Below are 25,468 nucleotides of genomic sequence, written 5' to 3'. Positions count from 1 at the left end.
CTCACCGGCACCCCAAACTAGCACCCTGTCGGCAGCTGGACCCTATTGTGAGTTGCGGCGCTTCGTCCACAACCCGCAGAGACAGACCAGAGAGTAGTGTCTGAGACATCAGTCACAGTATCTGTCTCGAATGCCGCATTGTCTCGGTCGGGACGAGAGAATGACGTCCGCCACATCCTTATTCGCGAATGAAACATGCTGGGGTGCTGGCGATCGGGTCCGACGGGTGGGTCGGCCGGGACGCGCGAACAGTTGGGGTTCGCTGTGCCTGGAAGACGGTCGGGCAATAATCTGTGGGCGGATTCGTTCACTTGGCGACACTTCGGAGTAGCACGTGGCAGACGACAGGACCGGACAGGACGTGACCCGGGCCGGTTCCCGCGCGGTAGAGCGCAGCTCGGATGTCGAACAACGGCAGATCAGCAACGAGGCGAGGCTGATCCGCGGGGTGTTCCGGGCCGCGGGGCTGGCCGCGGGTACAGCCGTGCGCGGCGGGCAGTGGGCGGTGAACACCTCGTACGAGGTGACCAAGGAGATCGCTCAGGCCGCGCTGGACGGCGAATCCTCGGCGGAGATCGCCGAGCGGACCGGCAACGCGCTGCGCTCGATCGCGCGCAGTGCGCTCGGCGTGACCGAGGGCTCGGTGCGCGAAATCGTCAGTTACGTACCGACTCCCACCGGCGCGGCCCAGCAGGCCATCGCGATGGGCTCGTACCTGCGCTCGGCCACCACCGAGGAGCTGCGCCGACGCGGCGACGCGCTGCTGGCGCGGTCGGCCGACGTCTACTTCACCGAGGACGTGCACCCGGCCTACGACCGCATCCTCGACGAGATCGCCCCCGACGAGGCGCGCATCCTGCGCTTCATGTCGCTGAACGGTCCGCAGCCCGCGGTGGACGTGCGGACCAACCGTCCGCTCGGCATCGGATCCGAACTCGTCCAGGGCGACCTGACCTCGGTGCCGGAGCAGGCGGGCGTGCGGTACCCGGACCGCGCCCGGTCCTACCTGATCAACCTCAACCGGCTCGGCCTCACGCTGACCTCCGAGGATCCGGTGGTCCTCAGCCGCTACATGGTGCTCGAGGTGCAGCCGGTGGTGGAGGCCGCGCTGAAGAAGGCGGGGCGCGCGCCGAAGATCGTGCGCAAGAGTCTGCGGCTGACCGAATTCGGCGAGGATTTCTGCCGCACCTGCTTTACCATCGGTAGTTGATCTTCCCGGGCTCCGGTCCGGCGTTGATAGCAATCTGATACAGATCTCCCAAACCGTGAAGCTCGGCGGCTTCGGATGGGATTGTTGAGGTATGGATCAGGGAAGCGGCGAGCAGGGGCGCGGCGACTCGACCGTGGAAGCGGCCGAGGATACCGCCGAGCGTGCGGAAGAGACCGCCGAACGCGCGGGCTCCGAACCGCGCAACGGCGCTGCGCCGGAGGAAGCTGCTCAGCCGGAGGCCGCTGCCCAGTCGGAGGAAGCCGACATCCGGGATCCCCGAGCTGTCGTCCAGCCGCCCGCCGACCGGCCGGGTATGGACGACGTCGCGGCCATCAGCCGCCTCAAGTTCCGCTACCTGCGCGCACTGGACACCAAGTCCTGGGAAGAATTCGCCGACACTATGATTCCCGAGGCCACCGCGACCTACAGCGAGTACCTGCAGTTCGAATCGCGTGACGCCTTCCTCGCCTTCATGCGCAACACGCTCGGTCCGCACGTCATCACCGAGCACCGCTGCGATCACCCCGAGATCGACGTGGAAGGCGACACGGCAACGGGCACTTGGTATCTTGCCGACACCGTGCTCATCCCGGCGCACAACATGCTGCTGCGCGGCGCGGCCTTCTACACCGACCGCTACGCGCGCTGCGAGGACGGCCAGTGGCGGATCGCACACACCGGATACGAGCGCACCTACGAGGTGGTGCTCTCGCTCAGCGACCTGCCGAGCCTGCGCTTGACCTCCAGCCGCTGGGGTCTGATCGCCAGGGAGGACGGCATCGCGCCGGTCGAGCGCGAACCGGGAGCCGCGCCGGTGCACCAGGAGCCCGAGGCCGAATGACCGTGGAGCCGGCGCGGGTGACCGAACCGGAGTTCGAACGCATGGTCGCCCCGCTGCGCGCGGAACTGCATGTGCACTGCTATCGGATGCTGGGTTCGGTGCACGATGCCGACGACGCGGTGCAGGAATCGCTGGTGCGAGCCTGGCGCAACCTCGACAAACTGACCGATCGCGCCGGACTGCGGCCCTGGCTCTACCGGATCGCGACCAACCGCTGCCTGACCCTGCTCGAGACCCGCCGCCGCCGCGAACTGCCGGTGGACCTGAGCCCCGGCGCGCCGCTGACCGATATTGCCTGGCTGGAGCCCTATCCCGACGCCGAGGTGCGCGGCACGGCTCCGGAGGCCGGATACGAGGCGCGCGAGGCGGTGGAGCTGGCGTTCGTCGCCGCGCTGCAATATCTGCCCGGATTGCAGCGCGCCGCGTTGGTGCTGCGTGACGTGCTCGGTTTCTCGGCCCGCGAGACCGCGGAACTGCTGGAGATCAGCGTGGCCTCGGCCAACAGCGCGTTGCAGCGCGGGCGCGCCGGGGTCGAGTCGCGGCTGCCCGCGCGATCCCAGCGCGCGTCGCGCAGCATGGCCGACGCCGAGATCCGCGATCTGGCGAGGCAGTACGCGGACGCGTGGGAGGCGGGCGACGTGTCGGCGATCGTCGCCTTGCTCAGCGCGGACGCGAAGTACTCGATGCCGCCGCTGCCCGAGTGGTACGCCGGTCGGTCCGCCATCCGCGAGTTCCTGCTCGACGGTCCGCTGCGCTATCGCTGGCGCTTCCTGCTCGCCTCGGCCAACGGTCAGCCCGCCTTCGGCACCTACCTCTGGGACGAGGAGCGCGAAGTCTTCGCCGCGATGGCGTTGGACGTGGTCGCGATGCGCGACGGGCGCATCGCCGAGGTGGTCTCGTTCCTGGATCCCGGACTCTTCCCGGCCTTCGGCCTGCCCGCGGAACTGCCCGCCTGACAGCTACCCGCCCGAAAATATCCGCAGCACCGATGAGTTCGGCGCGCGGCGCGGGTTATACGGCCGACGGGACGGACCCGCACGCCGCCGCGACCGGCGGCCGCACCGAAGGGAATGCCACCATGACCGACGAAGCGCAGATCCGCGAGCTGATCGAACGATGGGCCGCCGCCGTGCGCGCGGCAGATCTCGACGCGGTACTCGCTGACCACGCGGCTGGCATCGTGATGTACGACGTGCCGCCGCCAAACGACGGCGTCCGCGGCATCGACGCCTACCGGGAGACCTGGCCGCCGTTCTTCGCCTGGCTGGCCGCGGGCGCGGTGTTCGAGATCGTCGCGCTCGATGTCACCGCGGGCGAAGACGTCGCGTTCGCGCACGCGCTGCTGCGCTGCGGGACGCCCGAGGAGTTCCTGGCCGATCCGGACAACCGATTGCGGCTGACCATCGGGCTGCGCAAGGACGACGGCCGCTGGGTGGTCGTTCACGAACACCACTCGTTCCCGCTACCGACCGCCGATCCGGCCGCAGCCGAGGCGGAACTCCCTGCGCTACACCAGGATTGATACGACGCCCTGATGAGGAAGCCGGGCCCGGGCGGTTCGACTTCAGGCCGTGACGCCGTCGCCGTCAGTTGTCGGCGGCGGCGACCAGCGGTTCGAGCGTCAGCTTCGGGTGTTCCTTCTCGATGTACTGCAACCGCCACTTGTCGCTGAACAGCGCGAGCAGCGCGCCGTCGCTGCGGGTGAACACCTCGACGCCGCGCTGGCGGCCGAGTTCCTCCGCCGACGCGGCGTCGGTGCGCCTGGCCAGCGAGTAGCCGAGGTGTTCCATGGTGGTCTCGACGTTGAACTCGGCCATCATGCGCGCGGTGACCACCTCGAACTGCATCGGGCCGACGGCCGCGAGCACGGGGGAGGCGTCGCCGCGGACGTCGTTGCGCAGCACCTGCACCACGCCCTCGGAATCGAGCTGGTCGATGGCCTTGCGGAACTGCTTGTACTTGCCCGCGGTCCGCGCGCGCAGCACCGCGAAGTGCTCCGGCGCGAAGGACGGGATCGGCGGGTACTCCACCTTCTTGTCCACGAACAGCGTGTGGCCGGGCGCCAGCGCGGTCGCGTTCACCAGGCCGACCACATCGCCCGGGTAGGCGGTGTCGACGGTGGCGCGTTCCCGGCCGAACACGGTCAGCGCGTACTTGGTCGCGAACGGTCGCCCGGTCTGCGCGTGCGTCACCACCATGCCGCGCTCGAACTCGCCGGACACGATCCGCATGAAGGCCAGCCGGTCGCGATGCGCGGTGTCCATGCCCGCCTGCACCTTGAACACCACCGCGCTGAACGGATCGGTGGTGTTGCGCGGCGTGCCGTCGACGGCCTTGCGCGCGCCGGGCGCGGGAGCCAGCGCCACCAGCGTCTCCAGCAGCTGGCGCACACCGAAGTTCAGCATCGCGGAGGCATAGATGACCGGCGAGGTCTGTCCCGCGAGAAACAGCTCCTGGTCGTGGTCCTGCCCGGTGGCCGAGAGCAGTTCGCTCTCCTCGACGGCGGTGATCCACGCCTCGCCCTCGCGCACCTCGGCGGACTGGGGGGTGATCGATTCCTCCGGCGCGATCGTCGCGCCGCCCGCGGTGCGGGTGAAGTGGATGTATTCGAGCGCCTCGCCGTCCGTGCCTCGGCGCAGCAGACCGCGGAAGTCGCCCGCGATGCCGACCGGAAGGAACAGCGGCGTCGGGGTGAGGCCGATTCGCTCCTCGATCTCGTCGAGCAGCTCCAGCGGCGCGCGGCCAGGGCGGTCCCACTTGTTGATCACGGTGATCACGGGGATGCCGCGGTGGCGGCAGACTTGGAAAAGCTTCAGCGTCTGCGGCTCCAAGCCCTTCGCGGCGTCGATGAGCATCACGGCCGCGTCCACCGCGGTGAGCACCCGGTAGGTGTCCTCGGAGAAATCGGAGTGACCGGGGGTGTCGACCAGGTTGATGACGTTGTCGACCTCGGAGCCCGCGGCGCGGTAGTTGAACTGCAGTGCGGTGGAGCTGACCGAGATGCCGCGGGCCTTCTCCATCTCCATCCAGTCGGAGACTGTCGACTTGCGGCCCGCCTTGCCGTGGATCGCGCCCGCCTCGGAGATCATCCTGGCGTGCAGCGCCAGCGCCTCGGTGAGCGTCGACTTGCCTGCGTCCGGGTGCGAGATCACTGCGAAGGTGCGGCGCCGGGCGACCTCGGCGGGCAGTCCGCGCGGGGTCGGCGCGACGACGTCCTCAGGGGCGGTCAACGTGAGCAACCTTTCACAGGCGAGCGAACGAACAACCTGTCCAGATTACGCGACCGGGGTTGCGCACCGCCGAACCGCGTCTGACCACCCGATTCATATGCCGCGTAAGGGCTGGGGTATGGTGTTCGGGTTGTCTCGGCGAGGGTGTCCGCAGACGTTTTTGCGACACCGTGATCGACGCGGCTCGGCTTCCGGCCGTCCTCGTTCGGTCTTCGCCCCGACGAGTAGACCAGAACCCAGCCCAGGGCGCCACCCTCCCTGGCGGGCACCTTAGACAAGCCCGGAAGAGCCGTAGGAGTAGATCCAGTCATGTCCGACGTCAACCTTCTCGAAGCCGCCGTACGCACCGAGTTCGGCAAGGGAGCCGCGCGTCGCACCCGTCGCGACGGCAACGTCCCCGCCGTGCTGTACGGCCACCAGGCCGACCCGCAGCACCTCGCTCTCAACGCCCAGGCCTTCGCCGCCATCCTGCGCGAGCACGGCACCAACGCGGTGCTGAACCTCGTCATCGACGGCAAGCAGCAGCTGGCGCTGACCAAATCCGTTGTGGTGCACCCGATTCGCCGCTACATCGAGCACGCCGACCTGCTCATCGTGAAGCGTGGCGAGAAGGTCACTGCCGATGTCCCCGTCACCGTCACCGGTGACGCCGCCGGGGGCACCCTGGTCACCCAGGAAGCCACCACCATCTCCATCGAGGCCGAGGCGCTGAACCTCCCCGAGGCCATCGAGGTCTCCGTCGAGGGCGTCGAGGCGGGCACCCAGATCACCGCGGGCGAGCTGCAGCTGCCGTCCGGCGTCGCCCTGGCCGCCGATGCCGAGACCCTGGTCGTCAACGTCATCGCCGCGCCGGCCGCCGAGCCGGAGGCCGCCGAGGCTGAGGCCGAGAGCGCCGAATAAGGACGCCGGAACCGGTTCGTCGATGACCGAATCAACGACCGGGCCCGCGCTCGTCGTCGGACTTGGTAACCCAGGTCCGGAGTACGAGCGCACCCGGCACAATGTCGGTTTTCTGGTCGCCGACGTGCTCGCCGAGCGCGTCGGCGGCCGTTTTGCCGTGCACAAGAAGTCCGGCGCCGACCTGTTGCAGGCCCGCCTCGACGGCCGCCAGGTCCTGATCGCCAAGCCGCGGTCCTACATGAATCTCTCCGGCAGGTCGGTGGCCGCGCTCGCCAGGTTCTTCTCCGTGCCGCCCACCGAGGTGATCGTCGTGCACGACGAACTCGATCTGCCCTTCGGCGCGGTCAAGCTCAAGCGCGGCGGCGGGGAAGGCGGCCACAACGGGCTCCGGTCCATCTCCAGCGCGCTGACCACCAAGGAGTACGTGCGCACTCGGATCGGCATCGGTCGTCCGCCCGGCAGGCAGGACCCGGCCGATTTCGTGCTCAAGCCGTTCTCGACGCCGGAGCGCAAGGAAGTTCCGGTGATCGTCGAGCAGGCCGCCGACGCCGTGGAACTGCTGCTGCGCGTCGGGCTGGAAACCGCGCAGAATCAACTGCACTGACCGATCGAACGCACCGAGCCGTCGACGGCACTGGACGCGGGCGAGAATCGGTGCTCAGGCCGGGAACCGGTAGCGGGTCTGGCTGAACGACTCGCCCTTCCCGAACGCCAGGACCTTGTCCGGGGCGACTCCGAAGACCAGCGCGGTAGTGCCCTCGCCGTTGTCGAAACCACCGTCGCGGACGCCGAAATCCCAGTCCAGTCGCTCCTTCCAGAGCTGTGCGAGCCGCAGCAGCGTCGACTCGTCGGTGACCCGCGCCGCCCTGCCCTCCAGCACCACGTCCAGGCCGCTGTCCGCGTCGTCGGTGCCGGTGGTCAGCGTGCAGCGCGGTTCGGCCGCAAGGTTTTTCGCTTTCTGCTCCGTCGCGCCCGTGCAGAAGTACAGGCCACCGTCGTGCCACACCGCATGCAGCGGGGTGACGTGCGGCGCGCCGGTGCGGCGCACGGTGGCGATCCAGAACATCCGCGCGGCGGCCAGCACGCCGTCCACCTCCGCCCACGGCCGGGGCGTGGCCTCCGGGCTGCTGAAGCGCTGATCGAGTTCGATGGTGGGCTCGGACACGATGTCTCCTCGGGGTCGGGGGTCGTCCGGTGCGCGGGTGGCTACCCCGCGCGCTCACCTGTCTGGACGACGCGACCCCGCGGAATTCATCGGTGCGCGTCAGTGCAGGTGGACGGCGGTGGCGGAGCGGCGCAGCTTGCCCGACGAGGTCTTCGGCAGTGCGCCGGGGCCGAGCACGGCCACCGTGCGGGGACGGACGCCGACCTCGGAGAAGACGGCGTGCACGATCTCGCGCTCGATGCGCTTGACCTCGTCGTGGTTCTGATGGTCGTTCGATTCCACCACCACGGCGAAGCTTTCGCGCTTCTGTCCCGCGTCCAGCCGGACCGCGACCGCGTTGCCGGGCCGCACGCCGGACACGCGCATGGCGGCCCGCTCGATATCGGTCGGGAAGATGTTGCGCCCGCCCATGATGATCACGTCCTTGATGCGGCCGCAGACCACCACCAGGCCCTCGTCGGTGAAGTAGCCGATGTCGCCGGTGTCGAGCCAGCCGTCCTCGTCCTGGGCCGGGCGGAATCCGTCGACCGTCACATAGCCGGAAGTCACTGCGGGCCCGCGCAATTCGATGACGCCGACGGAACGGGTCGGCAGTGGTTGGCGTTCGGAGTCGACGACGCGGCCCTCCAACTGGTCGACCAGGTAGCCGAGCGTCGGCAGGCGGCGCACGTTGGCGTGGCCGATGTGCTGATCCGGCACCGGCACCGCCTTGCCGAGCGCCTCCAGCAGATCGGCGTCGATGATGTCGAGCACCTGTCCGTGGCCCGCGTCGGGGACGGACACGGCCAGCGTCGTCTCGGCCATCCCGTACACCGGGGTGAGCGCCATCGGATTGAGCCCGAAGCGTTTTCCGGCCTCGGCGAGTGCCTCCATGGTGTCGGGGTCCACCGGTTCGGCGCCGTTCCACATGTAGCGGACGCTGCTCAGGTCGAGCGTGCCGTCCTCGGCCTGCTTCAGCCTGCGGGCCAGCAGGGAGTAGGCGAAATTCGGGGCCGCCGTGACGGTTCCGCGGTACTTGTCGATCAGCTGGGCCCACAGCACCGGCCGTGTCAGGAAGTCCAGTGGCGTCACGCACACCACCGTGGCGCCGAATTGCATCGGGACGCTGAGGAATCCGACCATGCCCATGTCGTGGAAGAGCGGGAGCCAGCTGATCATCACGTCGTGGTCGAGCTGGAATTTCACCCGGTCGAACATCGCGTAGGCGTTGACGTAGAAGTTGCCGTGCGTGATCTGCACCGCCTTCGGCGATCCGGTGGAGCCGGAGGTCAATTGCAGCAGGGCGACATCGGATTCGGTGGTCGGCACGGGATCGGTGTCGGGGCCCTCCGCCAGCTGGTCGATCCGCACCACGGTGATGCCGCGTTCGCGCAGCAGCGGTTCCGCCGCCTCGAACGGCGCGCCGAGGACCACCGCGTGCGCCTCGATCATGCCGAGCACGGTTTCGGTGTCGCGGGCCCACACCGCAAGGTCGGTGCGCGGGGTCGGTTGGTGCAGCATCGTGATGGACGCGCCGCGCATCCAGATCGCTTGGCAGGCGGGCGCGATGTCGACCGGCATGCCGGCGAGCACGCCGACCGCGTGGCCGTGGTCGATCCCCGCGGCCGCGAGTCCGCCCGCCATGCGGCGCGCCGTCCGGTGGATCTCGCCCCAGGACTGTCGCAGCGGCGCGTCCGGCTCCCCGGTCACCAGCCCACGGCTGGTCGACCGCGCCGTCGCGTACATCTCGTCGGTGAACCTGCTCACTGTCGGACTCCTCGTCACACGATGGACCGAGCACCCGGCCTCTTCCCACTATCCCGCGGGAAAGCCGCGACGTTAACCCCTCACCGCATCCGATATGTGCGCGGTTCCTGCGCGGGCTGTAGCTGCGGTTCTCCCTCAGTTGTGCCCATACGGGCGACGCCTATGCCTCTGCGTGCTCGTGCCGCGGGACGAGAAGGTGGCGGCGTAGGTGTCTACGTATTGGCGGCCCGATCGCCGTGCCAGCTCGCGCATCAGCGCGTCGGTTTTGGTCCGCGCGTCCGTGCGCGCCCCGGCGGGCGGGTAATGGCGTGGCGCGCCGAAGTGAATGCGCACCTTGGCGAATCGCCACATGCGGCTGCCGGGCGGATTGACCCGGTCGGTGCCGGACAGCACGACCGGCACCACCGGTGCGCCGGTCGCGATGGCCACCCGCAGCGCCCCGGTCCGGCCGCGGTAGACGCGTCCGTCCGGTGAGCGGGTGCCCTCCGGATGAATGGCCCAGATGCCGTCCTCTTCCAGGATCCTGGTCGCGGCCGCGAGCGCGTCCGCCGCGGCGGTGCCGCCGGTCCGGTCGACGGGCACCTGGCCGGAGACGGTGTAGAACCAGCGATTGAACCGGCCCTTCCACCCCGTGCCCGTGAAGTACTCCTGCTTGGCCAGGAAGGTGACCCGGCGGGGCAGCACCAGCGCCAGGTACAGCGAGTCGATCACCGCCAGATGGTTGGCGGCGATGATCACCGGCCCGCTACGCGGCACGTGCTCGAGGCCGACCACCTCCGGCCGGCCGAGGATCCGCAGCAGCGGACCGAGCAGGACGTGCTTGAACAGGTGATACCACACGGGAACCTCTCCATCGGCGAAAACGTAGACAATGTCTACACGGCGCGCGTAGACATTGTCTACCCCACTGGGCGCGGGCGCCTCACCGAAGGGGCACAATGTTTCGCGTGGCAGGGAACGAACCGCTGAGCGAACGACTGATCGCCGTCGGCGTCGATCTGCTGGAACAGGAAGGTGCGGACCGGCTCGGGCTGCGCGCCATCACCCGCGCGGCGGGCGTCTCGCACGGCGCGCCCCGCCGCCACTTCCCGACCCACAAGGCGCTGCTGGCGGCCATCGCGGCGCGGGGCTTCGCCGACCTCGCCGAGCGCTTCACCACGTCCGACGCCGTGGACGCTCCGGCGCGAGAGCGGTTGCGCCGCATGGCCGTCGACTACGTCGGCTTCGCGGCCGCCCGCCCGCAGATGTTCACCCTCATGTTCCGGCACGACCTCCTCGAAGGTTCCGGCGCGAACCTGCGCGCCACCACCCTCCCGCTCTTCGACCGCTTCGCCGATCTCGTCCGCCGGACCTGCCCCGCCACCCCCGACCGCGCCCTCCTCCTCTGGACCGCACTACACGGCCTGGCCACCCTCCGCGCGAACCGCAGCCTCACCCTCGTCGCGCCCAGCGCAGACGACTCGACACTGGTCGACGAAATCCTCGAATTACACCTCAGCTGAACAACTTTCCGCTGGTACGGCGCGTCGCGGAGCGGCACGCCGACGGCGATCGGTTCCGTCGGTGCGCGCCGGTACTGTGCCGCGCATGCCATCGCACCAGCATGAGCTGATCATCGACATGTTCCGGAGCCGACCGGACTTGATCCCGCCGTTGCTGGCAGCGCTCGGCTGGCAGCTGCCCGAGTTCGACAAAATCGAGAACCTGTCCGGTGACCTGCCGATTCTGGCGCCGACCGAGTACCACGCGGATTCGGTGGCGGTGCTGCATGCCGCGGCAGGGCCGGTGCTGGCGGTGGTGGTCGAGGTCCAGCTACGTCCTGATCCGGACAAGCGGTGGTCGTGGCCGGTTTACGTCGCCGCACTGCGAGCGCGGTGGAAGTGCCCGACGGTGCTGCTGGTGCTGTGCCCTGACAAGCGGACCGCGCGTTGGGCGGCGAAGCCGATCGATTTCGGGTATGGCCACCCGTATGCCCGGCTGGTGCCGCTGGTACTCGATCCGTCCGCCGTCCCGGTGGTCACCGACCTGGAAACCGCCAATACGCTGCCGGAACTCGCGGTGCTGTCGGCTGCGTCGCACCACACGCACCCGGACAACGCGAAGGTGTTCGCGGCCGCCGTGGCGGCACTCGCGACTTTCGAGGCAGACCGGTCCAAGCTGTACTATGACTTCATCCTCGAGAGGCTGCCCAGAGCCGCCCGATCCGTTTGGGAGACGCTGATGACCTCCACGCTCCGCAATTACGAATATCAGAGTGACTTCGCCCGCCGGTATTTCGCGGATGGGCAGCAGAAGGGGGAAGCGGAGGGCGAAGTCCGTGCCCTGCTCACGGTGCTGGAGGCGCGTGGCATTCCGGTATCCGACGAGGCCCGCGATCGCATCACGGCGTGTACCGACATCGAGCGGCTGACCCAGTGGGTGCGCAGTGCGGTAACGGTTGCGACGGCTGAGGAGCTGTTCGCGGAGTAGCGCCGAGCCATTGGAGCGGGCGCCGGTGCACTTTGGCTCCGCTGGTTTACAAGGTCATTGCTCTTCCATGTGTGACGACGGTGTGGGGAGACGCTGATGATGCGTATCGGCGGGCGCCCATACGTATATGAGAGCGAGTTCGCTCGGCGATACTTCGCCGACGGCGAGAAGGCGGGCATACGACAGGGCAAGCGGGATGCGATCAGAGACTCGGTGTTCGTCGTGCTGAACGTGCGGGCGATCCCGGTGCCGGACGATGTCCGCGATCGCATCTCGGCTTGTGCCGAGACCGAACAGCTGTCGGCATGGCTGCGGCGCGCGGCGGTGGTCGAGGACGCGGACGATCTGTTCCGCGATTAGCGGCGCGGGGGGAACGGGATTCGCGTCAGGTCTTCGGCGATGACCAGGTCGCCGGTGAAGTACTTCTCCGCTTCGGCGCGGTGGCCGTCGAGGGTGCGGTAGCGCTGGGAGAAGTGGGTGAGGACGAGGGTGTGGGCGCCTGCTTCGGCGGCGACGCGCGCCGCTTGGCCTGCGGTGAGGTGGCCGTATTCCTCGGCGAGGTGGGCGTCGGCGTCGAGGAAGGTCGCTTCGATGACCAGAACGTCTACGCCGGAAGACAATTCGTACACGCCTTGGCACAGGCGGGTGTCCATGACGAAGGCGAAACTCTGCCCCGGTCTCGGCTCGCTGACCTCGGCCAGAGTGACGGCGCCGCCGTCGATTTCGAGAACGCCTTCGCGTTGCAGGCGGCCGATGTCGGGTCCGCGAACACCGCGGGCGCGCAGCAGGTCCGGCAGCATCCGATGCCCGGCGGGCTCGGTCAGTCGATAGCCGAACGCCTCGACCGGATGCGACAGCGGCACTGCCTCGATACCGAAAGGCGCGTCCGGCGCGGGCAACGCACCGGGCCCGGCGATCGGCCGCGCCCGCAGCTCGACCGTCCGGTAGAACGCCGTGGCATTGCACAGCCGCTCGAAATACGCCTCGCCGGAAGCCGGGTAGTACACGTCCACCGGATGGGCGACCCGATCCAAGTTGATCCGCTGCACGATGCCGGGCAATCCGAGGCAGTGGTCACCGTGGAAGTGCGTCACCGCGATCCGCGTGATGTCGCCCGCCGCCAGCCCCGCGAACGCCATCTGACGCTGGGTGCCCTCGCCGGGATCGAACAGCACACCCTCGGCGCCCCAACGCAGCAGATAGCCGTTGTGGTTGCGCTGCTTGGTCGGCACCTGGCTTGCGGTGCCGAGCACGACGAGTTCGCGCTGCGACATCAGAGCGCGGCGACGGCGGCCACGAATCGGTCCAGTTCCTCGAAGGAGACGAAGCAGTGCGGGGACGCGCGGACCACCGAGTCCAGACCCCGCGCCGTCATGTCCAGCAGTGTGGAACTGGCGAAACTGACCGTGACCGTGATGTTCTGGGCGGCGAGCCGGTCGCGCACCTCGGTGGCGGCGCGCCCGTCCACCGTGAACGAGACGATGCCGCTGTGCCGGACGCCGTTGTCGCGCACGGTGACTCCGCCGATCTCGGGCAGCGCCTTGCGCAGGTACTCCGCCCGCGCGCCGATCGCGGCGTAGACGTCCTCCGGCCCGAGGTCGAGCAGGTATCGAACGGCCGCGCCGAGCCCGAGCCGGGCCGCCACATCGCATTCCCAGAATTCGAAGCGACTGGCGTCCGGCGCGAGCCGGTACTCGTCGAGACCGGTCCACTCCGCGCTGTGCAAGTCGAGCCGCTGCGGCTCCATCGAAGCGGCCAATTCCGGTCGCACATAGAGGAATCCGGTGCCGCGCGGCCCGCGGAGCCACTTGCGCCCGGTGACCGAGAGCGCGTCGACGCCGAGTTCGACCACGTCGATCGGGATCTGTCCCGCCGACTGGCAGGCGTCGAGCAGCACGAGCGCGCCCACCGAGTGGGCGATTCTGGTCGCCTCGGCGGCCGGGTTCACCAGTCCGCCGTTGGTCGGCGCGTGCAGCAGCGACACCAGTCTGACGCGTTCGTCGACCAGCTCGGCCATGGCGTCCAGGTCGAGCTGCCCACTGCCGTCGTCCGGGATCCGCTCGACCGTCGCGCCGGTCGCGCGGGCCCGCTGAATGGCCGCGATGGCGTTGCTGGCGTAGTCCGATCCGGAGATCAGCACGCGGTCACCGGGCCCGAGCGGGACGGAGTAGAAGAAGTCGGCCCAGGACCGCGTCGCGCTGTCACTGAGGGCGATGGCGCCGGGATCGGCGTTGATCAGTCCGCCGATCGCGGTCTTGACCGCGGCGAGGTCGTCGAGGCGTTCGTTGGCGGCGCGGTAGCCACCGATCTCGGCCTCCCTGCGCAGGTGGTCGACGACGGTGTCCAGGACGATCCTGGGCGGGAGCGAGGAGCCCGCGCTGTCGAGGAAAACCAGCCCGGAATCGGACCGGCAGCCCGGCGTGTCCTCGCGTACCCGTGTCTCGTCCAGCATGTCGACGACCTTATCGGTACGGAAGTCCCGGCGCAGGCGCTCGCGCAGTGCCCCAGGTAGGACCATCTGTTCGGTTGCTGGACGGATTTTTGTCGGTATCCGTGGCTACCCTGGTTGGAACGGAACCACGATGAGAGCGCGTTCGGATGAGTGTTCGAGCGCGGACGACAGCGACACGAACCACGATCATGGCGCTCGGACGGATGTCCGGCCCGCGCACGAACTCAGGTGGAGGTTGGCATGGCGGCCATGCTCGAACATCCGGAATCAGCCAGGCAAGCCATCGAGCCCGGCGATCTGTCCACGCGTGCGGCCGCCGAGGCCTATGTGGGCGGCGTCTGCTTCAAGTTGGGGCCACCGACGCTGATCGGCGCCGAGCTCGAATGGCTCACCGTGCAGGGTGAGTGTTCGGCGTCCGGGCCCGCGGCAGGGCCACGCCCGCAGCTGTCTGCCTTCGCAGCCGCCCTCGGACCGTACGCTCCGCGGTCCATCACCCCCGATTCGCCCGCGCTACCGCTGCCGGGGGGAAGCCGGGTCACTCTCGAACCCGGCGGTCAGATCGAACTCTCCAGCGCACCGTATGCCGCCGCCGCCGAACTGTGCGAGCGCCTTGTCGACGATGCCCGCTACCTGCGCGAGTTGCTCGAAACCCAGTGCATCCGAATCCTTTCGCTCGCCGCCGACGCGGACCGCCGCCCGAAGCGGGTGTTGCAATTGCCCCGCTACCGCGCCATGGAGCAGTCATTCGGCGGCATCGGCCCCTTCGGCAAGCTGATGATGTGCAACACCGCGGCCGCCCAGGTCAGCGTCGACGCGGGCGCCGACCGCGCCGAGGTCACCGCCCGGTGGACCGCGCTGTATGCCATGGGCCCGGCCCTTGTCGCCGCCTTCGCCTGTTCCCCTTCGCTCCACGGCGCACCCGACGGTGCCTGGGCCTCGCAGCGGATGCGCGCCTGGCTCCGCCTCGACAACGCCAGGACCCGCCCGCCGGTGCAGGAGTGGTCCGACCCCGTGGCCGCCTACGGCCGCTGGGCGCTCGACGTGCCGCTGTTGTGCGTGCGCAGACCCGACGCGGCCGCGAACGGCGACGGTCTCGGATGGGCGGCCCCACCGGGCGCGACCTTCGGCGACTGGCTGTCCGGCGCGCTGGACGACGAGATCGGCCGCCGCCCCGACATCGCCGACCTCGACTACCACCTGACCACCTTGTTCCCGCCGGTCCGCGCCTCGGGGCACCTGGAGGTCCGCTACCTGGACGCGCAGCCGGGCGACACCTGGACGGTGCCGGTTCACGCCATCGACGCGCTGCTGTCCGCACCCGCGGTGGTCGCCGAGGCGACGGCGCTGGCCGCGCCCGTTGCGGGCCGGTGGTTGCAGGCGGCCCGCTACGGTCTGGCCGACGCCGAGATCGGGAAGGTGGCCGTCGACCTGCTCGCCCTCGCCGCCGCGCACGCCCGCACGCGGTCGGCGGCTCGTGAACTCGACGACGCCTCGCAACGATGTCGTCGCGGCCGCACTCCGACCGATGCTCGGGTGGAGGCCGCGTCGTGAATCAACCAGCAGCGTGTAACGACCACGCGCACAGCATCATTCGACGAGGCCGCGGCGTGTCCGGTCCGTCCTGCCGCACTACCGCCCGGAGAGCGTTACCGTGACCACTTCTTCTGCCCCCACCGACCATTCGGGCACCGAGCGACTCCGCGACCGGATCGCCGAGGTGCTCACCACCGCACGCGCCAGGACCCTCGGCCTGACCGACGTCGTCGACGAGGCCGAACTCGTCGCCCAGCATTCCCGGCTGATGAGTCCGCTGGTCTGGGATCTCGCGCACATCGGCAACCAGGAAGAGCTGTGGCTGGTGCGCGACGTGGGCGGGCGCGACCCCGTCCGCGCCGATATCGACGAGCTCTACGACGCCTTCAAACACAAGCGGGTCAATCGCCCCGAACTGCCGCTGCTGAATCCGACCGAGGCCCGCGGCTACGTCGGCACCGTCCGCGACAAGGTGCTCGACGTGCTCGACACCAGCGCGTTGCGTGGAAACCAGTTGGTGGACGGCGGTTTCGCGTTCGGCATGATCGCCCAGCACGAGCAGCAGCACGACGAGACCATGCTGGCCACCCATCAGCTGCGGACGGGGCCCGCGGTGCTCACCGCGCCGAGCGCTCCGGCGGCGGCCGTCCGGGTCTCGGGCGAGGTGATCATTCCGGCGGGCGAGTTCACCATGGGCACCTCCACCGATCCGTGGGCGCTGGACAACGAACGCCCCGCGCACCCGGTGCGGCTGCCCGCCTTCGCGATCGACGCCGCGCCGGTCACCAACGAGCAGTACCTGGCTTTCGTCGAGGACGGCGGCTACGAGCGCCCCGAGCTGTGGTCCGAGCGCGGCTGGGCGCACCGCGTCGAGGCCGGACTGGTCGCGCCCCAGTTCTGGGATCGCGATCCGGCCGGGCACTGGTGGCGAAGGGTTTTCGGCGTGATGGCCCCGCTGCGGCCGCACCAGCCGGTGCTGCACGTCTGCTGGTTCGAGGCCGAGGCATACGCCCAGTGGGCGGGCAAGCGGCTGCCCACCGAGGCCGAGTGGGAGAAGGCCGCGCGGTACGACCCGGACACCGGCGCCACCCGCCGCTACCCCTGGGGCGACGCCGAACCCGACTCCGCCACAGCCAATCTCGGACAACGCCATCTCGAACCGGCCGAGGTCGGCGCGTACCCGGCGGGCGCCTCGCCCGCGGGCGTGCACCAGCTGATCGGCGATGTCTGGGAGTGGACCTCTTCGGGCTTCGAGCCCTACCCCGGCTTCCGCGCGTTCCCGTACCGGGAGTATTCCGAGGTGTTCTTCGGCGGTGACTACCGCGTGCTGCGCGGCGGTTCGTTCGGCACCGACCCGGTGGCCTGCCGCGGCACCTTCCGCAACTGGGATCACCCGATCCGCCGCCAGATCTTCTCCGGCTTCCGCCTCGCGCGCGACCTGGGCCGGGACGAGATCTGATGTGCCGTCACCTGGGCTATGTCGGCCCGCCGACGTCCGTGGGCGAATTGCTCACTCGCGGTACGCATTCCCTGCGCACCCAGGCGTGGGCGCCGAAGGACATGCGCGAAGGCGGCGCCATCAACGCCGACGGCTTCGGTGTCGCGTGGTGGCGCGACGGCGCGGGGGGCGCGCCGGAGGCGAGCCGCTACCGCAACGCCGACCCCATCTGGACCGATCCGGCCGTGGAAGAGGTACTGCCCCAATTGGTGTCGGGCGCGGTGCTCGGTTCGATCAGATCGGCCACGGTGGGTATGCCCATCGAACGGGCCGCGTGCGCGCCATTCACCGACGGACGCTGGGCGTTCAGCCACAACGGCGCGGTCCCGGAATGGCGGCGGGTGCTGACCGCGGTCATGTCGGATCTGGACGTGGCCGCGACCCGCGCCGGTGCGACCCGCCTGTTCGAAACGGCGCGGCTGCTCGAGGTCGAATCGATCACCGATGCCGCGGCGCTGTGGGTGCTGCTGCGAGACCTGTTGCGCTCCGCGGAATCCGGCGGCTACGCGAGTTCTCCGGCGACCGCGCTGCGCCTGCTGGTCGCCGCCGTGCTGCGGCATATGCCGACGGCCCGGCTCAACCTGCTGATCGGCGACGGCGAGCAGGTGTGGGCCACCACGGTGCACCACGCGCTGTCCGCGCTGGTCACCGACGACGTGGCGATCCTTTCCTCCGAACCGTACGACGACGACCCGCGCTGGCAGCCGATCCCCGACCGGAAACTGGTGTACGCCAGGCCCGGCGTGCTCTCGATCGAAGAACTGACCCCGCCCGACGACTCCGTCTGACCGATCGCGAAGCCGCGAAAGCCCTTCCCATCCGGCCCGCGCCTTCCGACCCCCGAACCAGCGATACCGAAAGGCCTACACAATGACCGCACCGACGCTGGATGTCTACCTATCCGACGACGATCTGACCGCAGCACTGCGATCCGACGCCAGAAGCGGACTGACCGCCGATCCGAAGTGGCTGCCGCCCAAATGGTTCTACGACGCCCGCGGCAGCGAACTGTTCGAACGCATCACCGAGCTGCCCGAGTACTATCCGACGCGCACCGAACGCGCGCTGCTGGAACGGGTCGTCGACGACATCGCGCGGACAGCGCAAGCCGAGGTCCTCGTCGAACTGGGCGCGGGCTCGGCGGCCAAGACCCGCCTGTTGCTCTCCGCGTTGAGCGCCGAGGGACCGTTGAAGACCTATGTGCCGCAGGATGTCTCGTCAGCGGCGCTGCGGGCGGCGGCCGAACAGGTCGCCGCGGAGTTCCCCAGGCTGGCCGTACACGGCGTGGTCAGCGATTTCACCGACACGCTGCACAACCTGCCTGGCGGCGGTCGCCGCATGATCGCCTTCCTCGGCGGCACCATCGGCAATCTGGTCCCCGACGAGCGCGCCGAATTCCTCGCGGGCATACGGGAGGTGCTCGAGCCGGGTGAGCAGCTGCTGCTCGGCGCCGGGCTGGTCATCGAACCCGAGGTGCTCGTACCCGCCTACGACGATGCCGCCGGGGTCACCGCCGAGTTCAATCGGAACGTCCTGCACGTGCTCAACCAGCGGCTGCGCGCGGACTTCGAGCCCGAGAAGTTCACGCACGTCGCGCTGTGGGACGCCGAGCGCGAGTGGATCGAGATGCGGCTGGCGGCGACCGAGGACATGACCGTCACCGTCGCCGACCTCGACCTCACGGTGCACTTCGCGCGCGGCGAGCAGCTGCGCACGGAGATCTCCGCGAAGTTCCGGGTCGACGGACTCGACGCCGAACTCGCGGCCGCGGGTTTCCGCACCGAGCGGGTGTGGACCGATCCCGACGACCGCTTCGCCTTGGTGCTCGCGGCGCGGATCTGACCCCTACGCGTTCGCCGGGCCGACGATCGCGGTCAGCCGATCGATGAACGGCCGCATCGTCTCCCAGGCCTTGCGCACTTCCGTCGCCGCGCGTGGCGTCTCCAGCCATTCGGGGGCGCCGAACTGGCGGCTGCTGGTCAGGGACTTGTGGCGCAGCAGATCGAGGCGCGGGTGGTCCGCGTCGTAGCCCTTGGGCTTGGTCTTGAGCTTCTCCCCACCGATGGTGAAGCCCGCCTTGGTCAGCTTGGCGAGGATCTTCTCGAGCTCGGGGCCGCGCACGTCGTCGTCGATCGACGTGCGCAACTGCGCGACCTGCGCGGGCGACCCGGAGTAGAAACCGCCGCCGACGAAGAGCCCGGCGGCGCTGATCTGCACGTACCAGCCGACGCCCGGCGCGGTGCCGACCACCGCGCCCTGCGCGGTCTTGTACGGGGACTTGTCCTTGGCGAAGCGCACGTCGCGGTAGGGGCGGAAGATCTTCGCGGATCCGAAATCGGCTTCCAGCTCCGCGGTGAGCGCGACCATCGGCGCGCGCACCGACTCCTCGTACACGGCCTTGTGCGCGTTCCAGAACGTCTTGGAGTTGTCGGCCTCCAGGTCCTCGTAGAAATCCAGCCCGACCAACGGAAACCCACCGAAACCACTCATAGCCGAGAACTTACGACGGGACACCGACTCAATTCTGGTCGGGGACCATCTCGGTGTTCAGCACGACGAAGCTCAGGATGAGTCCGGCGACCAGCGCGACACCGGAGGCGATGGCGGCCCAGCGGCCCAGCGGCTCGCCCTTGTTGTGGCCGAGGATGCCGAACACGATCCCGGCCGGGCCGAACAGGATCGGGCACAGGAACAGCGCCAGCGCGGCGCAGACGAAGCCGATGATCGACATGGTCTGGGTGCCGGGTTTGCGCGGCTGCCCGGTGTCGTAGGGCTGGCCCTGCTGCGGGTAGGAAGGGTAGCCGCCCTGCGGGTAGCCGCCGCCGTACGGGGGCTGCTGCCCGTACGGGGGCTGGGGCTGCGCCGCGGGGTAATCGGCTTGGCCGCCGGGTGGATAGCCGGACTGACCGGCGCCGGGGTACTGGCCGGAACCGGGATAGGGAGGCTGTTCGCCTGAGGGATAGCCGGGCTGTCCGCCGGACGGGTACTCGGGCTGACCCGCTCCCGGCTGATTCCAGCCCTCCGGCCCGGTCGACTGCGGTGCCGCGCCCGTCACGGGCGGTTCCGCCGCGCTACCGGACGACGAGGACTCCCCGCCGCCCGGGGACCGCTTCGACGGCTGGGTCGTCTCGCCGGGGAACTGCTCGGACGATGCGGGCGTCGCCCATTCGGTGCCCGTCGGCTGGGGTTCCTCCGCCTTCTTCGACAGCGAGGGCGGGGTCGCGGATTCCTGCCCCGACTGCGGTGCGCTGCCGGTCGGCGGTGTCTCGGACGACTCGTCGGGATTCTTCGGTGTGGTCATCAGCGGCCTCCTGGTCGTGTTCGCCTCGCCAACCCCCGGGTACCACGTGATCGAGTTCTATCACCGAAAGGCGCAGGTACGCCTGACGGGCGGGTGTAGTCCGTCCTCTGCCCCGCGCGCACGGCCGAGCAGTGACTCAGGAATCGGAATCCTCCAGATCGGAATTCTCCAAATCGGAATCCTCGATGATCCCCATCGCCGCCTCCTCGGCGGGCAGCGTGGATTCGGCCGCGTCTTCGGCGCGCTGACGGCGGCTGGTCCAGCGCTGGTCGAGGTCCTCACCGATGCCGAGCCTGCCGTCGTCCTCGCTCTCCCGGTCGCGGATGGTGAGGTTCTCGGGCGGGTTCTCGATATAGCGCTCGTATGCGCGGATCTCGTCTTCCTGTTCGTCGTCTCCCATGTCCAGCGGGTCGCGGTTCATGGGTCCCAGTATCGTCCCGCCGGTCCCGGGGCGGGGCCAACTCGACGCCAGGAATTCGCGGAGCGGCGAGCGCGCGTCAGGACGAGACGCTCGCGATTCCGATCACGAACACGACCAGCAGGATCGCCAGCACCAGCACGACGGCGTTCGCGATGGCCGCCCATTTGCCGAGCGATTCACCCTTCGAGTGACCGACGAAGCCGAGAATGATGCCCGCGGGTCCGGTGAGCAGGATGGGGAAGAAGCAGAGCGCGGTTCCGATCAGACTCAGGCCGAGGCAGACGAAGCTGATGATCGACAGCGTCTGCGTCTGAGTCGGCGCGTAAGGCCCATATGGCGCGTAGCCGCCGGACTGCGGAGCGGCCGGGTACGCCGGAGCCGCCGGATAACCCGGTGCGGCCGGATAGGCGGGCGGGGCAGGGTAAGCGGGCGCCGGGGGATACGCGGGAGCGGCGGGGTAGGCGGGTGGTGCGTCGTACGGGCTCGGCTGCTGCGGATAGCCCGTGGGCGGGGTGCCCGTGGGAAGGCCGTCGACGGGGGGATAACCGTAGACGCCACCGGCCGGATACTGCGGAGGCGCGGGCGGCTGATAGGCGGGCGGTTCCGGCGGCTGATAGGCCGGCACCTCAGGTGCGCTCGCCGAACCGGGTTGGTACACCTGGGTTTCCGGCGCGGTGCTGGAACCGTATCCCTGCCCCGGCTGGTACACCTGCGTTTCCGGGGCGGTGCCCGCACCGTATCCCTGCCCCGGCTGGTAGACCTGGGTCTCCGGCGCCGTGCCCGGCTGATACACCTGGGTCTCCGCCGAACGGGCGTCGTCCTGCGCCCCTGCCTTACCGAAGTCGATGCCGGGTCGCGGTTCCTGCGGCGTGGTCACGGTGCCCCCCTCTAGGTATTCGATTGCCCCACATGGGTATCACGTTCGGCCGACCATCTCCAGCGCGTTCACCCTGCCGACGAGACGACGACGGCCCGGGCGCAAAGCCCGGGCCGTCGTCGGTTGGCTAGAAGATCGTCACGCGTTGCCGTTGAACAGGCCGGTGACCGAACCGTTCTCGAAGACCTCGCGGATGGTGCGGGCCAGCAGCGGCGCAATGGACAGCACCGTCAGCTGCGGGAACTTCTTGTCTTCGGTGATCGGCAGGGTGTTGGTCACCACGACCTCGCGCGCACCGCACGCGGTGAGGCGCTCGGCGGCGGGGGAGGAGAGCACGCCGTGCGTCGCCGCGATGACGACGTCGCCCGCGCCCGCCTCGCGCAGCACGCGCACGGCCTCGGCGATGGTGCCACCGGTGTCGATCATGTCGTCGATCAGGATGCAGGTGCGGCCGTCCACGTCACCGACCGGACGGTGCGACTTCACCTGGTTGGGGACCAGCGGGTCGCGGGTCTTGTGGATGAACGCCACCGGCGCGCCGCCGAGGGCGTCGGCCCACTTCTCGGCGACCTTCACGCGGCCCGCGTCGGGCGAGACCACGGTGATGTTGTCCAGGCTGTAGTTGGCGCGCACGTGCTCGGAGAGCTGGAACAGCGCGTGCATGTGGTCGACCGGGCCGTCGAAGAAGCCCTGGATCTGGTCGGTGTGCAGGTCGACGGTGATGATGCGGTCCGCGCCCGCGGTCTTCAGCATGTCGGCGACCAGGCGGGCCGAGATCGGCTCGCGGCCGCGGTGCTTCTTGTCCTGGCGCGCGTACGGGTAGAACGGCAGCACCGCGGTGATCCGCTTGGCCGAACCGCGCTTGAGCGCGTCGATCATGATGAGCTGTTCCATCAGCCACTGGTTCACCGGCGCCGGGAAGCTCTGCAGCACGAAGGCGTCCGAACCGCGGACGGATTCCTCGAAGCGAACGAAGGTCTCGCCGTTGGCGAAATCGCGGGCGATCTGGGGCGTGACGTGGACGTCGAGTTCCTTGGCGACCTGCTCGGCCAGCTCAGGATGGGAGCGTCCCGCGAAGAGCATCAGGTTCTTCTGGTTATCGATCCATGACGCGGTCACTGCTGTTTGCCATCCTTTTGCTCGATTGCCTGACCCGACATCTCGTCGGCCGCGATGGCTGCCGCCGCCGCGATCGCCGCCGCGGTCCCCGGCCGGTACCGCTGCACCCAGTTCTCAATATTGCGCTGTGCTCCACCCGATACCGCGAGCGCACCCGGTGGAACGTTTCTGCGCAGTACAGTACCCGCCGCCGTATAAGCGCCGTCACCCACGGTCACCGGCGCGACGAACATGGTGTCGCTGCCGGTGCGCACGTGCGAACCGACCACGGTGTGATGCTTGCGCACGCCGTCGTAGTTGACGAAGACGCTGGAAGCGCCGATGTTGCTGTGCTCGCCGATCGTCGCGTCCCCGACGTAGGTGAGGTGCGGCACCTTGGAGTGCGCGCCGATGGTGGCGTTCTTGGTCTCCACGAAGGCGCCGAGCTTGCCGGAGTCGCCGACCACGGTGCCCGGCCGCAGGTAGCTGAACGGTCCGATGGCCGCGCCCGGCCCGACGGTGGACTGCTCGCCGTGCGTGCGCACCACTGTCGCGCCGTCGCCGACCACCACGTCGGTGAGCGTGCTGTCGGGTCCGATCTCGGCGTCCTCGCCGATCACCGTCGCGCCGAGCAATTGGACGCCGGGGCGGAGCACGGCGTCCCTGCCGATCCGCACGCTCGCGTCCACCCAGGTGGTAGCCGGATCCAGAATGGTGACGCCCGCCCGCATGTGGCGTTCCAGGATGTAGCGGTTCAGCGTGCGCGCGGCCATCGAGAGCTGCACCCGGTCGTTGACTCCGGTGACCTTGGCCGCGTCCACCAGGCGGGCGCCGTGCACCGGGTGCCCGGCCTCGCGGGCCAGCCGCAGCACGTCGGTGAGGTACAGCTCGTGCTGGGCGTTGGCGGTGGACAGCCTGCCGATCATGGTGCGCAGCACCGCGGCGTCGAACGCGTACACGCCGGAGTTGACCTCGTGGATCGCGGCCTGCTCGGGGGTGGCGTCGGCGTGCTCGACGATCTCGACGACCTGACCGTCCGCGTCGCGGATGATCCGGCCGTAGCCGTTCGGGTCCTCGGGCACGAACGTCAGCACGGTGACGCCGGGACGTTCCGGGTAGCTGCGGTGCTCGTCGAGCAGCGCGGACAGCGTGTGCCCGTCCAGCAGCGGCACGTCAGCGGAGGTGACGAGCAGGTCACCGGTGAAGTCGTCGGGCAGCGAGCGCAGCGCGCACTGGACGGCGTGGCCGGTGCCGAGCTGCTCCTCCTGCAGGGCGGAGGTGATGTCGCGGCCGAGTTCGGCGGCCACCGCGGCGACCGCGGCGCCGACTTGTTCTCTGTCGTGGCCCACCACCGTGATGAGGTGCGCGGGGTCGATCTCGTTCGCCGCATGCAGCGCGTGCGCGAGCATGCTTCGGCCGGCCAGCGAATGCAGAACTTTGGGGGTCTTCGACCGCATTCGCGTCCCGGCTCCGGCGGCGAGAACGACGACGGCGGTCTGCTGTGGCATGGATCTCCCTCGGCTGCCTGTCATCGTGCTGGCTGTAACCTGCTTGGTCAGCGATGTGCGGGGCCAACGATAGTCACCGTGCCGGTGTGCTCCGCCGCCAGGACTCGAACCTGAACTATCTGAACCAAAATCAGAGGTGCTGCCATTACACTACGGCGGATCGCCACACCGGCGGACCAGATGAACCGCCGCTGTGCCTCGGCACGGGTTGAATCCTCGCACGAAGACCCGGCTCACGTCGAACCGATACCCACCCTCTGCGCGCGTGGCGCGGGTCGCCGGGCGGCCGACGACTTCGGGGGCACTCGCTGTCTGGAACAGTTGGCGTCGCGCGGTAAGGTTTTGCGCGAGGGCGTGGTACCCCGCAGACGCCCCAGGCAAACGACTGATTTCGCAAACATATGGACAATTCGCCCGGAACGCCAGGAACCCGGCACGGCCAGCTCGGTGGCCAGGCGCGGAACCGGCGAGCCGCTCACGACCGGCGACCTGACACGGAGAGGCGGAACAGCGTGTCTCGTCCGCGGATGACGGGAACTCAACGGCGCCAGCAGTTGATCGAGATCGGCAGGGCGCTGTTCGCCGAACGCGGTTACGACGCGACCTCGATCGAGGAGATCGCGCAGCGCGCCCAGGTCTCCAAACCCGTGGTGTACGAACACTTCGGCGGCAAAGAGGGCCTCTACGCGGTGGTCGTCGATCGCGAGATGTCGATGCTGTTGGACATGATCACCTCCTCGCTCACCCAGAATCGTTCGCGGGTGCGGCTGGAGCAGGTCGCGCTCGCGCTGCTCACCTATATCGAGGAACGCACCGACGGCTTCCGGATTCTGGTGCGCGACCAGGTCGCGACCACCGACGACGGCCGCTTCTCCAGCCTGCTCAACGAGGCCGTGAACCAGGTCGCGCACATCTTGGCGGGCGATTTCGAGCGGCGGCAGCTCGACACCAGCCTGGCTACGCTGTACGCACAGGGTTTGGTGGGTATGGTCTCCACGGCCGCGACGTGGTGGCTGGACGTGCGCGAGCCATCCAAAGAGGTTGTGGCAGCGCATTTGGTGAATCTCTGTTGGAACGGTCTGAGCCACCTGGAGGCCGATCCGCAGCTGAGCTCGGAATGGCCCGCGGGCGCGCCGGACTGACCGATTGTTAACCAGCGAATTGCGATGGAGGCTCGGCCGAATGCTCGAATTGACTGTCGTGCGCCCACCTGGTGGTA

26 protein-coding genes and 1 tRNA gene are annotated in these 25,468 nt (G+C 69.1%); 14 read left to right on the top strand and 13 right to left on the bottom strand.

Annotation, left to right across the window (positions count from 1 at the left end):
* Positions 1 to 334 precede the first annotated feature (334 nt).
* The 4 genes from AC3ERS_RS07475 to AC3ERS_RS07460 all read left to right on the top strand — a co-directional run bounded on the left by AC3ERS_RS07475 (position 335) and on the right by AC3ERS_RS07460 (position 3,573).
* Positions 335 to 1,210 carry an Abi-alpha family protein gene (locus AC3ERS_RS07475; protein ID WP_431964859.1) on the top strand — a complete coding sequence of 292 codons (876 nt, stop codon included), beginning with the start codon at positions 335 to 337 and terminating at the stop codon, positions 1,208 to 1,210.
* 313 nt (positions 1,211 to 1,523) lie between these two features.
* Positions 1,524 to 2,051: a nuclear transport factor 2 family protein gene (locus tag AC3ERS_RS07470; RefSeq protein ID WP_431965383.1), complete on the top strand. Its 528-nt coding sequence runs from the start codon at positions 1,524 to 1,526 to the stop codon at positions 2,049 to 2,051.
* On the top strand, positions 2,048 to 3,007 hold the full coding sequence (locus AC3ERS_RS07465; protein WP_431964857.1) for a sigma-70 family RNA polymerase sigma factor: 960 nt from the start codon (positions 2,048 to 2,050) through the stop codon (positions 3,005 to 3,007). Before AC3ERS_RS07470 ends, AC3ERS_RS07465 begins: the two co-directional genes overlap by 4 nt.
* Before the next feature lie 122 nt (positions 3,008 to 3,129).
* A complete protein-coding gene (locus AC3ERS_RS07460) occupies positions 3,130 to 3,573 on the top strand; it encodes a YybH family protein (RefSeq protein WP_431965381.1) in 444 nt (147 codons plus the stop codon).
* Positions 3,574 to 3,637: 64 nt separating this feature from the next.
* Here the strand turns inward: AC3ERS_RS07460 and AC3ERS_RS07455 are convergent, their stop codons facing one another.
* Complete coding sequence (locus AC3ERS_RS07455; RefSeq protein ID WP_431964855.1) at positions 3,638 to 5,281, bottom strand: peptide chain release factor 3; 1,644 nt, start codon at positions 5,279 to 5,281, stop codon at positions 3,638 to 3,640.
* Positions 5,282 to 5,590: 309 nt separating this feature from the next.
* Here AC3ERS_RS07455 and AC3ERS_RS07450 point away from each other — a divergent pair, with 309 nt between their 5' ends.
* On the top strand, positions 5,591 to 6,181 hold the full coding sequence (locus tag AC3ERS_RS07450) for a 50S ribosomal protein L25/general stress protein Ctc (protein ID WP_431964853.1): 591 nt from the start codon (positions 5,591 to 5,593) through the stop codon (positions 6,179 to 6,181).
* A gap of 22 nt (positions 6,182 to 6,203) precedes the next feature.
* On the top strand, positions 6,204 to 6,785 hold the full coding sequence (gene pth, locus AC3ERS_RS07445; protein ID WP_431964851.1) for an aminoacyl-tRNA hydrolase: 582 nt from the start codon (positions 6,204 to 6,206) through the stop codon (positions 6,783 to 6,785).
* Between the two features lie 54 nt (positions 6,786 to 6,839).
* On the opposite strand, the gene AC3ERS_RS07440 is transcribed toward pth, so the two are convergent.
* The 3 genes from AC3ERS_RS07440 to AC3ERS_RS07430 all read right to left on the bottom strand — a co-directional run bounded on the left by AC3ERS_RS07440 (position 6,840) and on the right by AC3ERS_RS07430 (position 9,932).
* A complete protein-coding gene (locus tag AC3ERS_RS07440; protein ID WP_431964849.1) occupies positions 6,840 to 7,346 on the bottom strand; it encodes a pyridoxamine 5'-phosphate oxidase family protein in 507 nt (168 codons plus the stop codon).
* 99 nt (positions 7,347 to 7,445) lie between these two features.
* On the bottom strand, positions 7,446 to 9,092 hold the full coding sequence (locus AC3ERS_RS07435) for a fatty acyl-AMP ligase (protein ID WP_431964847.1): 1,647 nt from the start codon (positions 9,090 to 9,092) through the stop codon (positions 7,446 to 7,448).
* A gap of 135 nt (positions 9,093 to 9,227) precedes the next feature.
* Entirely contained in the window at positions 9,228 to 9,932 is a 705-nt protein-coding gene (locus AC3ERS_RS07430) for a lysophospholipid acyltransferase family protein (RefSeq protein WP_431964845.1), read from the bottom strand.
* Positions 9,933 to 10,030: 98 nt separating this feature from the next.
* On the opposite strand from AC3ERS_RS07430, the gene AC3ERS_RS07425 reads away from it, so the two are divergent.
* The 3 genes from AC3ERS_RS07425 (at position 10,031) to AC3ERS_RS07415 (ending at position 11,921) form a co-directional block, all read left to right on the top strand.
* On the top strand, positions 10,031 to 10,594 hold the full coding sequence (locus AC3ERS_RS07425; protein WP_431964843.1) for a TetR/AcrR family transcriptional regulator: 564 nt from the start codon (positions 10,031 to 10,033) through the stop codon (positions 10,592 to 10,594).
* Between the two features lie 85 nt (positions 10,595 to 10,679).
* Positions 10,680 to 11,561, top strand: a complete 882-nt coding sequence (locus tag AC3ERS_RS07420) for a hypothetical protein (protein WP_431964841.1) — start codon at positions 10,680 to 10,682, stop codon at positions 11,559 to 11,561.
* 96 nt (positions 11,562 to 11,657) lie between these two features.
* Positions 11,658 to 11,921, top strand: coding sequence for a hypothetical protein (locus AC3ERS_RS07415; protein WP_431964839.1), 264 nt, complete (start codon positions 11,658 to 11,660; stop codon positions 11,919 to 11,921).
* Here AC3ERS_RS07415 and AC3ERS_RS07410 read toward each other — a convergent pair.
* Complete coding sequence (locus AC3ERS_RS07410) at positions 11,918 to 12,835, bottom strand: ribonuclease Z (protein WP_431964837.1); 918 nt, start codon at positions 12,833 to 12,835, stop codon at positions 11,918 to 11,920. The two genes, AC3ERS_RS07415 and AC3ERS_RS07410, sit on opposite strands and share 4 nt — an antisense overlap.
* Positions 12,835 to 14,013 (bottom strand): aminotransferase class V-fold PLP-dependent enzyme, encoded by a 1,179-nt coding sequence (locus tag AC3ERS_RS07405; protein WP_431964835.1) that lies wholly within the window; start codon positions 14,011 to 14,013, stop codon positions 12,835 to 12,837. The genes AC3ERS_RS07410 and AC3ERS_RS07405 overlap by 1 nt, the downstream gene beginning before the upstream one ends.
* A gap of 240 nt (positions 14,014 to 14,253) precedes the next feature.
* Between AC3ERS_RS07405 and egtA the strand changes: the two genes are divergently transcribed.
* The 4 genes from egtA to egtD all read left to right on the top strand — a co-directional run bounded on the left by egtA (position 14,254) and on the right by egtD (position 18,886).
* On the top strand, positions 14,254 to 15,564 hold the full coding sequence (gene egtA, locus AC3ERS_RS07400) for an ergothioneine biosynthesis glutamate--cysteine ligase EgtA (protein WP_431964833.1): 1,311 nt from the start codon (positions 14,254 to 14,256) through the stop codon (positions 15,562 to 15,564).
* Between the two features lie 100 nt (positions 15,565 to 15,664).
* Positions 15,665 to 17,005, top strand: a complete 1,341-nt coding sequence (gene egtB / locus AC3ERS_RS07395; RefSeq protein WP_431964831.1) for an ergothioneine biosynthesis protein EgtB — start codon at positions 15,665 to 15,667, stop codon at positions 17,003 to 17,005.
* Positions 17,005 to 17,832 (top strand): ergothioneine biosynthesis protein EgtC, encoded by an 828-nt coding sequence (gene egtC / locus AC3ERS_RS07390; protein WP_431964829.1) that lies wholly within the window; start codon positions 17,005 to 17,007, stop codon positions 17,830 to 17,832. Before egtB ends, egtC begins: the two co-directional genes overlap by 1 nt.
* 82 nt (positions 17,833 to 17,914) lie before the next feature.
* Positions 17,915 to 18,886, top strand: a complete 972-nt coding sequence (egtD, locus tag AC3ERS_RS07385) for an L-histidine N(alpha)-methyltransferase (protein WP_431964827.1) — start codon at positions 17,915 to 17,917, stop codon at positions 18,884 to 18,886.
* 3 nt (positions 18,887 to 18,889) lie between these two features.
* On the opposite strand, the gene AC3ERS_RS07380 is transcribed toward egtD, so the two are convergent.
* The 7 genes from AC3ERS_RS07380 to AC3ERS_RS07350 form a co-directional block, all read right to left on the bottom strand.
* Positions 18,890 to 19,534, bottom strand: a complete 645-nt coding sequence (locus AC3ERS_RS07380; protein WP_431964825.1) for a DUF2461 domain-containing protein — start codon at positions 19,532 to 19,534, stop codon at positions 18,890 to 18,892.
* Positions 19,535 to 19,562: 28 nt separating this feature from the next.
* Positions 19,563 to 20,345, bottom strand: coding sequence for a hypothetical protein (locus AC3ERS_RS07375; RefSeq protein ID WP_431964823.1), 783 nt, complete (start codon positions 20,343 to 20,345; stop codon positions 19,563 to 19,565).
* 136 nt (positions 20,346 to 20,481) lie between these two features.
* Positions 20,482 to 20,766 (bottom strand): hypothetical protein, encoded by a 285-nt coding sequence (locus tag AC3ERS_RS07370; RefSeq protein ID WP_431964821.1) that lies wholly within the window; start codon positions 20,764 to 20,766, stop codon positions 20,482 to 20,484.
* 76 nt (positions 20,767 to 20,842) lie between these two features.
* Positions 20,843 to 21,643, bottom strand: coding sequence for a hypothetical protein (locus AC3ERS_RS07365; protein WP_431964819.1), 801 nt, complete (start codon positions 21,641 to 21,643; stop codon positions 20,843 to 20,845).
* 138 nt (positions 21,644 to 21,781) lie between these two features.
* Positions 21,782 to 22,762 carry a ribose-phosphate diphosphokinase gene (locus AC3ERS_RS07360; RefSeq protein WP_431964817.1) on the bottom strand — a complete coding sequence of 327 codons (981 nt, stop codon included), beginning with the start codon at positions 22,760 to 22,762 and terminating at the stop codon, positions 21,782 to 21,784.
* Positions 22,759 to 24,249, bottom strand: a complete 1,491-nt coding sequence (gene glmU / locus AC3ERS_RS07355; RefSeq protein WP_431964815.1) for a bifunctional UDP-N-acetylglucosamine diphosphorylase/glucosamine-1-phosphate N-acetyltransferase GlmU — start codon at positions 24,247 to 24,249, stop codon at positions 22,759 to 22,761. The genes AC3ERS_RS07360 and glmU overlap by 4 nt, the downstream gene beginning before the upstream one ends.
* Before the next feature lie 89 nt (positions 24,250 to 24,338).
* Positions 24,339 to 24,409 (bottom strand) — tRNA-Gln (locus AC3ERS_RS07350).
* Positions 24,410 to 24,776: 367 nt separating this feature from the next.
* Here AC3ERS_RS07350 and AC3ERS_RS07345 point away from each other — a divergent pair.
* Positions 24,777 to 25,391, top strand: coding sequence for a TetR/AcrR family transcriptional regulator (locus AC3ERS_RS07345; protein WP_431964813.1), 615 nt, complete (start codon positions 24,777 to 24,779; stop codon positions 25,389 to 25,391).
* Positions 25,392 to 25,468: the final 77 nt, after the last annotated feature.

The organism is Nocardia sp. bgisy134 (genome assembly GCF_057708325.1).
The sequence above is the reverse complement of the archived record's forward strand: the minus strand, read 5'-3'. Positions and strand labels throughout refer to the sequence as shown.

Excerpts from the sequence above, each read along its gene's own strand:
- AC3ERS_RS07470 (WP_431965383.1), top strand. The coding sequence starts at position 1,524 with ATGGACGACGTCGCGGCCATCAGCCGCCTCAAGTTCCGCTACCTGCGC.
- AC3ERS_RS07465 (WP_431964857.1), top strand. The coding sequence starts at position 2,048 with ATGACCGTGGAGCCGGCGCGGGTGACCGAACCGGAGTTCGAACGCATG.
- AC3ERS_RS07460 (WP_431965381.1), top strand. The coding sequence starts at position 3,130 with ATGACCGACGAAGCGCAGATCCGCGAGCTGATCGAACGATGGGCCGCC.
- AC3ERS_RS07450 (WP_431964853.1), top strand. The coding sequence starts at position 5,591 with ATGTCCGACGTCAACCTTCTCGAAGCCGCCGTACGCACCGAGTTCGGC.
- pth (WP_431964851.1), top strand. The coding sequence starts at position 6,204 with ATGACCGAATCAACGACCGGGCCCGCGCTCGTCGTCGGACTTGGTAAC.
- AC3ERS_RS07425 (WP_431964843.1), top strand. The coding sequence starts at position 10,031 with ATGTTTCGCGTGGCAGGGAACGAACCGCTGAGCGAACGACTGATCGCC.
- AC3ERS_RS07420 (WP_431964841.1), top strand. The coding sequence starts at position 10,680 with ATGCCATCGCACCAGCATGAGCTGATCATCGACATGTTCCGGAGCCGA.
- AC3ERS_RS07415 (WP_431964839.1), top strand. The coding sequence starts at position 11,658 with ATGATGCGTATCGGCGGGCGCCCATACGTATATGAGAGCGAGTTCGCT.
- AC3ERS_RS07410 (WP_431964837.1), bottom strand. The coding sequence starts at position 12,835 with ATGTCGCAGCGCGAACTCGTCGTGCTCGGCACCGCAAGCCAGGTGCCG.
- AC3ERS_RS07405 (WP_431964835.1), bottom strand. The coding sequence starts at position 14,013 with ATGCTGGACGAGACACGGGTACGCGAGGACACGCCGGGCTGCCGGTCC.
- egtA (WP_431964833.1), top strand. The coding sequence starts at position 14,254 with ATGGCGGCCATGCTCGAACATCCGGAATCAGCCAGGCAAGCCATCGAG.
- egtC (WP_431964829.1), top strand. The coding sequence starts at position 17,005 with ATGTGCCGTCACCTGGGCTATGTCGGCCCGCCGACGTCCGTGGGCGAA.
- egtD (WP_431964827.1), top strand. The coding sequence starts at position 17,915 with ATGACCGCACCGACGCTGGATGTCTACCTATCCGACGACGATCTGACC.
- AC3ERS_RS07380 (WP_431964825.1), bottom strand. The coding sequence starts at position 19,534 with ATGAGTGGTTTCGGTGGGTTTCCGTTGGTCGGGCTGGATTTCTACGAG.
- AC3ERS_RS07375 (WP_431964823.1), bottom strand. The coding sequence starts at position 20,345 with ATGACCACACCGAAGAATCCCGACGAGTCGTCCGAGACACCGCCGACC.
- AC3ERS_RS07370 (WP_431964821.1), bottom strand. The coding sequence starts at position 20,766 with ATGAACCGCGACCCGCTGGACATGGGAGACGACGAACAGGAAGACGAG.
- glmU (WP_431964815.1), bottom strand. The coding sequence starts at position 24,249 with ATGCCACAGCAGACCGCCGTCGTCGTTCTCGCCGCCGGAGCCGGGACG.
- AC3ERS_RS07345 (WP_431964813.1), top strand. The coding sequence starts at position 24,777 with ATGACGGGAACTCAACGGCGCCAGCAGTTGATCGAGATCGGCAGGGCG.